Here is a 6,719-nt window from a genome sequence, read left to right on the forward strand (position 1 = left end):
ATTTCTTGGCCAATTGTCATCCGCGCGGGAACGATCCGGTGAAGCGCGAACGCCTGACCGGCCTTCGCCACCGGGCGAGCATGGATGTTCGGCCCTTTCACACGGTGCCTGAGGTGGACGACACTTGGCCGGGTTTCCGGGATATGCCGCCGGTCTTCGCCACCGCGATGATGATCGGCTTCATAGAGCAGACCTGCATAGAGGCTCTGCGGCCATTCCTGACACCCGACCAGCGGACCGTCGGTACGCGCGTGAACGTCAACCACCTCTCCGCCACGCCCGTTGGGCTCACCGTTACCGCCGATATCGAATTGGTCGAACATGCGGGTAATGTCATGACCTTTCAGGTGGCCTGCTACGACGATGCCGGCCTGATCGGAGAAGGCCATCACGATCGGGTCCTTATCGCTTTGGACCGTTTCATGGATCGTGTCCGTTGCAAGCTCCTCCGATGAATGCCCGTCCGAAGTTCGGCAAGCCGCGCAACCTGTTCCAGCCTCGATAAAGCGAGGCCGTTGTGAGTAACCTGGAGCCGAGCGCTCCGCGCGGTTATGTCATCCTACGGGCAGCAATTCTCGAGAAATGCGTTAGACAGTCAGCTTGTCGTCCCGAACATCTCTTCGTCCGCAACTACGTCGCCTGGGAGGGCCTCACCGCTCGACCACTTCTTCCGACTGCCGATCGCCACAGTAGACTGGCTTTCTGGACACTATCGTGCCCTTGTTGGCCAGTTTCCACCAGCGCCGCGATGACGATGGAGGACTCTTGAACAGTTGGCCTGCGGAGATGCGCCCGCTTCAACCGAAATCGCTCATTCCACAGTATCCTAACTCACATCGGCAGAATAAAAAGGGCGTCTGTATGAACAGGTGGATGTGACAGGTATTGCCAAAGACGAAGGCATTACATTCCATCTCAGCTGCCATAATCCACAACGGATGCCTGCAAATCACATATATATAGGCAGCGGGAATTTGTTGTCGCGAATCCAAACAGGATCCCACGCCTGCGTATCATCTATCCCGACCATGACACCATCAAGTTCCTCCAAACGCTTTTGTGCGTATCGACAGCCGTAAAGCCCTATCCACTAGCGTTTGTCAGCACTGTCGATTATTGACAGTTTCGGGGTAATTTAAATTTTGGGGGTGAACGTGAAGATCCAGTCGAACACAAATTACGAACAATTGTTGATTACATCGCTTGCCGATATGAAGGACGCTGACCCTCTTTATCGGCCAACCAATTTCTGGAATTTCGGTGTTCGAGCGATACTACGAGATTTCTTTGGCCACGGACTCGAGAATTTCAAAAGCTGGCCGTCCCGCGTTTTTTTCGTTCCGCACTATGGATACGGATTTACCACAAAATCGATTGAAGAAACCAAAAAGTTTCTTGAAGGTAATTTTGCGGCCGTGAACACGAACCCCCTCAGCGATCTGCTTACAGGAAGAGCCGAAGCGATCAGAGATTGGGATGTCGCCAGGAGCACGTGGAATCAAGAACGATGGCCTGTCGATTTCAATTTTGGTGAAAGCGCAGTCGGCAAGCCCAACCCGTATATCAGACTGCTCGGGAAGGGTCGGCCGGGCATCTCAAAAGCATTTATGAATTATCTGCTATTGTTCTCCCTGTTGTCACGCCATGTTGACAATCCCCCAGAGAGCTTCGTGGAAATCGGAGGCGGATACGGTGCCGCCGCTGATGTAATGTTCGGAATAAACCCACAATCTCGATACATTAATTATGACATACCGCCGCTCAGCATCGTATCGCAATACTATATGGATAAAGCCCACCCCCGTTCGGACTATCGGATCCGCCAATCATGGGAGTTGCCGAAACATGATTCGACCGAAGACGTTTTCATCAACAGTTTCTCCATGCAGGAGATGGAGCCGAATGTCGTAAGCAACTATATCCGGATCATAGCAAAGACGGGACCACGTTTTGTGGTTTCACTGAACTCATTCGCAGGCAAGAATGTCGCCAAATCGGATACAGAGCTGGGGGTCCGCAAGCAAGTTACATCGGATTTCATAGAGAAACAGTTCACATCGCACGGGTATCAGACTCTCGGTCGATATCGGGAGCCATTCCAAAGATCAGCCGCCGTTGCGCTCATAATGAAGAAAAAATAGTCGATCGAGTCCAATTAAGTTGTCGAGGGGCGCCCTGGCAAGAACGGAGCAACTCGCCGCCTATCGCCATACCGGCTTCTGGCAACCTATGGTCTCTTTGCGGGACAAGCGGGACCCCGAGAGGTGGTGGGATGCCAACGAAGTTCCACGGATGAGATGGTGAAAAGCTGGGTGAATTGATTCCAAATTTGGAAGACGGACTCCGGTCTGCAATGGTCACGTCCAGGTTGCCACTCAAGCTTCGTTGCCGATCGCCACAGTAGACTGGCTTTCTGGACACTATCGTGCCCTTGTTGGCCAGTTTCCACCAGCGCACATCGCGTTGACGCTTCAAAGTGACGCCGTGGCGGCAGAGCGAGAACGCTGCAGGGGCGTTGTCGCGGAACACGGTGGACGAAACGACATCGACCGATGCCGTGACCCTCAGAGGCTCAATTGTCCTGTCGCGGAGATTACGGCCGCTCCAATCAACTCGACCGATTCCGCACGGGCGACAACCTGGACACGGCTTTCGCGCCCCATGCGCACGCCCTGCAGGACCGTGAAGGTTTCTCCCCATGCCGCGATGCCGCGCTTCGCCAGCAACCAGCCAAGCGGTCCGGCAGCGCTTCCCGTTGCAGGGTCTTCGCGTATACCGACCGTCGGATTGAAAAAACGAGCGTAAGCCTCACCCGGCCGATCACGGTTCGTGGCGTAGATATAGCACCCCTGCGCCCCTGCGCGTTTCAACAAAGGTAGCAGCGCGGCGGCATTCGGCTCGGCGCGATCGACGGCATCGCTGGACGCAAGCTCCACGAGCATGTGCGCGGCACCGGTAGACACGACCGCCGCGTTCATCGGAACCGACGCCGGCTCGTTCTTGTCGAGCCCCAAAGCGGTCCCAAGCGGTTCAAGATCATCGACATCACCAATGTGGCGCGGCGCACCTTGAGACAAAGCAACGAATGCGCGTCCATTCTTCCGCTCTATCGCCACGGGAAGAAGCTCTTCGCCCAGTTGCTGAACAAACGAGCTTCCGTCGCCCAACCGGCCGGTATCCGCCAGCCACCACCAGACCCCCAACGCATTGTGACCGGCACCGAACACTTCATCGCCGGTCGGCGTGAAGGAACGCAGACGGAAATCTCCCCCAGCCATCGCAGAGGTCAGAACGAAAGACGTTTCGGACAAATTGAACTCGGCGGCGATGGCGCGCATCGTCTGCACATCCAGACGATCCGCGTCGGGGACAACAGCGAGCGGGTTGCCGCGCAACGGTGTCTCGGCAAACACATCGACGATCACATACGGATGAGTTTTATTTGATATATTCATCGGTAAATCTCCTTCTTCATGAGACTACTCCCTTGAAAAAGATCAAGTTTCAATCTATTCAATTTCAAAGCTATTGAGTTATTTTGTATAGGAAATGTCCTATCCTTCCCTCAAATCGCTGCGCGCGGCCGAAGCTGTGGGCCGTTTTGGCAGCCTTTCGCGCGCGGCTTCGTTTCTCAACGTGACTCCGAGTGCGGTAAGCCATCAATTGCGTGTGCTGGAGGAGCAGCTCGGCATATCGGTGTTCGACCGGACAGATCAGGGGCTTGTGCCGACCGAAAAAGGCCGGCAACTGCTTTCGGCGCTCACCGAGGGTTTTCAGACGATCTCCGACGGTCTCGCGGCTATCGCAGACCAGCCGAACCCCTCGATTACCGTCTCCTGCGGCCTGGCTTTTGCGGCCCGGTTTCTGGTGCCGAGGCTGATAAGCTGGAACGCAAAGCATCCCGACACCGAGCTCCTTCTCGCCACAACAAACCGGCTGGTGGATTTCGACCGGGAAGACATCGATGTCGCCATCCGGTTCGGCGCAGGCGACTGGCCCCAATCCAGGGCGGAGAAGATCGCAGACCAGCCTATAGAGCTGGTGTGCGCACCCGAACTCGCACGGACATTCCAGACCGAAACCGACAAGAGTTCGCTGCCGCTCATCGTCGATGAGCAAAGTCAATTCACGTGGGCGCAGTGGTCCGACGACACAGGCGCCGGCTGCCTGGAACCCTCCGTGCATCCGCACATCCGCGTGCCCGACGCGTCGCTTGCTTACGAAGCGGCGGTCTCGGGGCAAGGACTATGGCTCGCCTGGCCGGCTTTGACACATGACGCCGTGGCGGCGGGAAAACTGACGAGAATACCGATTCCGCAATGGCATGCCGGGTTTGGATACTGGGCGGTATCCACGCCAGCCCGATGGCGGCGTCCGCAAGTGCGGAACTTTCGCGCCTGGCTGCGAGAAGCCTACGGGGCGATCGTATAACCCGTTCGGCGGCTCATCACCTGGAATAAACGTCCGCGGAAAGGCTGTCCAAAACCGAACCAAAACAGATCGTCGATGCTGCCCGCACCCAGTCAGACATGTGTTGGTTCAATCCGCCCCGAGGGTCGTGAGATAGGTGAGGATCAGCCTGCGGCACCGTGCGGTCGCCGTGTCGTGGGCAATGCCGGCGGGGTGCTCATGAATGGCGCGATGGCTGACGGTCTCGAGTATCGTCTTAATGAGCGCGGCGGCCTCCGCAGGCTCAAGGGCGGGCATCGGCTCCTGCTGCGCAAGCTATCGGTAGCAATCGCAATCACCGATCATAACGGAAGCAAAGACAGGAGAGTCGACGGCAGACAAGATCGCGTTTGGCTGCAATGGAACAACTGTTCAGGTCTATCAACGCTAACGCTCGCAACAGGTCGGACGGTTCAGCGTACGGTTCCGGTCGGGTGACGAAACCCAACCTCGTCCGAGGCTCCGCCAGATCAGGCCAGCCGTGCCTTCGCTGCTTCTATGGCCGCTCCCCATTCGTCGGGCGCAATCTCCACCCAGGTGCTCTCCGGGGAGATTGCCGACAGCACGACATCGGGCCGAAGCGTCGCCAGAAGATCCAGGCTGGCGCGATGCGTGGATTGCTTCGTGTCGTCCTCGAAGGTCGCACTCGTCCAACGACCGCGCGCGGGCCAGATCGTATCGCCGGTAAAAAGATAGGTCCTGCCGTGGGGTGAACGGTAAAGATAACAGGCGCTGCCAACCGTATGTCCCGGTGTCGGAATCGCCTCAACATCTCCGACAAGCATCTGGCGATCCCAGAATGTGCATTCCGGCGCTACCCCGGAATGCTTCTCGACCGGCGCGGCATCGCGGGCATGGACGACAATCCGCGCTCCGAAGCGCTCCTTGATCCGCTTGAGAGAAGGCGTGGCCTCGTGCCAGTGACCGAGAAAAACCTCAGCTATACCGCCGAGATCGGCGATGCGGTCCAGGTCCGCTTCCTCGTGACTTTCGCCGATGGCCTCGCGTCCGGTGCAGTAGAAGAGGACGTTCCCGGTGTCGCGTAGCAGCAAATAGGCGTTGGACGTCGAGTGTGGGAAGGCGGTCATCGGATGCTCTGGCGTTGTCTGCCAAAGATCGGGGTAAAGTTCACGCATATCGCGTCTCCTATCATACATGGTTCTGTGAGTGTCGGGGCCGGCGTGCTCGACACGCGCCGGCCGTTGCATCGTCAGTCCGAGTATCCGCTTCACACGGTTTCAGGTCTGCGCTGGCAGCGCCCTCCAAGCGAGCACGATGGCGGCAACCAGGACAGTTGCCACGGCCATCGCGACGCTGCCCCAGCCGAAGCTTGCCGCCAGCGCACCTGCCGTGGCCGGACCCGCCAACATCCCGATATTGTTGCCCTGGATGGCAAAACCCATCGTCGCGCCGACCAGATCGGGCCGCGGCGCAAGTTTTGGCAGGCACCCCATCAGCACGACCGGGACCAACCCCGCCATGAAGGAGAAGAGGACCGCGAGGCCGGCGACGTAGGGCCAGGTGAGGTCGATCGCAAGGACGCCAAATCCGAAGACGATCATGGCGACAAATCCCGCTGTCAGTACGTGAACCGGACGCCGTCCCGCAGACATGAGAGCGCCTGCGGCGAGATTGCCCAGCCCGCTTGCCGCCACGGAGATCGCCGCGACCGTGCTCGCCAGGTTCTGGCTCAGGCCGAACTGATCCGTAAGGAGTGCCGGCAGGAAGCCGAAAATGGCGAAGAAGGCAGCAGCGAAAGCGGCAAACAGGGCGGCCAGGCCCCAGGGGCCGGGCGCGGCAGCGACACGCGCCAGTTGCTCCTTGATATTCTGGCTGTGCCCGGCCGTCGTTGCCGCCGGGGCCGAGGCGACGAAGAAAAGGCCGTAGCCGAGCAGGATCGCCGCGTTGAGCATCCAGAACCCGCGCCATTCGAGATAGGTGAACAGCGGCGCCGCGAGCATTACCACCGTCATCCCGACCGGCATGACAGTCGCCCACACCGCGATGGCGCGATCCCTGATGCCGGGCGACACGGTTGCGAAGATGATTGTGGGTGCCGCGACCAGTACCGACACGAACCCCAGCCCCTCGACCACACGCGACAGAATGAGCGGGCCGGCGCTTTCGGCCATACCGCCGAGGCCCGAGCCGAGCGCCTGAAACAGAAGTCCGCCCACGACCATGCGCTTGGCACCGATCCGGTCCACCGCCAATCCGATGGGTGCGCCGAAACCGGCGCCGACGATGGCGAAGGCTGATATGACCCAGGA

The 6,719-nt window shown here is 58.7% G+C and carries 7 protein-coding genes; 3 read left to right on the plus strand and 4 right to left on the minus strand.

All coding sequences use genetic code 11. The features are described 5' to 3' along the window. Together QZ638_RS21575 and QZ638_RS21580 are read left to right on the plus strand one after the other, a co-directional pair. The coding region (locus tag QZ638_RS21575) for a thioesterase family protein (RefSeq protein ID WP_366936272.1) at nucleotides 1-455 on the plus strand (455 nt) is incomplete at its 5' end. A 699-nt stretch (nucleotides 456-1,154) separates the two neighbouring features. Then, entirely contained in the window at nucleotides 1,155-2,141 is a 987-nt protein-coding gene (locus tag QZ638_RS21580; protein ID WP_295814359.1) for a putative sugar O-methyltransferase, read from the plus strand. Between the two features lie 423 nt (nucleotides 2,142-2,564). On the opposite strand, the gene QZ638_RS21585 is transcribed toward QZ638_RS21580, so the two are convergent. Continuing rightward, nucleotides 2,565-3,455, minus strand: a complete 891-nt coding sequence (locus tag QZ638_RS21585) for a PhzF family phenazine biosynthesis protein (RefSeq protein ID WP_295814365.1) — start codon at nucleotides 3,453-3,455, stop codon at nucleotides 2,565-2,567. A 94-nt stretch (nucleotides 3,456-3,549) separates the two neighbouring features. Here QZ638_RS21585 and QZ638_RS21590 point away from each other — a divergent pair, with 94 nt between their 5' ends. Further along, on the plus strand, nucleotides 3,550-4,431 hold the full coding sequence (locus QZ638_RS21590; RefSeq protein WP_295814368.1) for a LysR substrate-binding domain-containing protein: 882 nt from the start codon (nucleotides 3,550-3,552) through the stop codon (nucleotides 4,429-4,431). A 108-nt stretch (nucleotides 4,432-4,539) separates the two neighbouring features. On the opposite strand, the gene QZ638_RS21595 is transcribed toward QZ638_RS21590, so the two are convergent. The 3 genes from QZ638_RS21595 to QZ638_RS21605 all read right to left on the minus strand — a co-directional run. Continuing rightward, a complete protein-coding gene (locus QZ638_RS21595; RefSeq protein WP_295814370.1) occupies nucleotides 4,540-4,707 on the minus strand; it encodes a hypothetical protein in 168 nt (55 codons plus the stop codon). Nucleotides 4,708-4,919: 212 nt separating this feature from the next. Next, nucleotides 4,920-5,585, minus strand: coding sequence for an MBL fold metallo-hydrolase (locus tag QZ638_RS21600; RefSeq protein WP_295814372.1), 666 nt, complete (start codon nucleotides 5,583-5,585; stop codon nucleotides 4,920-4,922). A 102-nt stretch (nucleotides 5,586-5,687) separates the two neighbouring features. After that, the coding region (locus QZ638_RS21605) for an MFS transporter (protein WP_295814377.1) at nucleotides 5,688-6,719 on the minus strand (1,032 nt) is incomplete at its 5' end.

The sequence above is a fragment of the uncultured Nitratireductor sp. genome (assembly GCF_913053745.1).
Classification (GTDB): Bacteria; Pseudomonadota; Alphaproteobacteria; order Rhizobiales; family Rhizobiaceae; genus Nitratireductor.

What these genes read in the sequence shown, in the direction of transcription:
- QZ638_RS21585 (WP_295814365.1), bottom strand. Translation starts at nt 3,455, where the DNA reads ATGAATATATCAAATAAAACTCATCCGTATGTGATCGTCGATGTGTTT.
- QZ638_RS21590 (WP_295814368.1), top strand. Translation starts at nt 3,550, where the DNA reads ATGTCCTATCCTTCCCTCAAATCGCTGCGCGCGGCCGAAGCTGTGGGC.
- QZ638_RS21595 (WP_295814370.1), bottom strand. Translation starts at nt 4,707, where the DNA reads ATGCCCGCCCTTGAGCCTGCGGAGGCCGCCGCGCTCATTAAGACGATA.
- QZ638_RS21600 (WP_295814372.1), bottom strand. Translation starts at nt 5,585, where the DNA reads ATGCGTGAACTTTACCCCGATCTTTGGCAGACAACGCCAGAGCATCCG.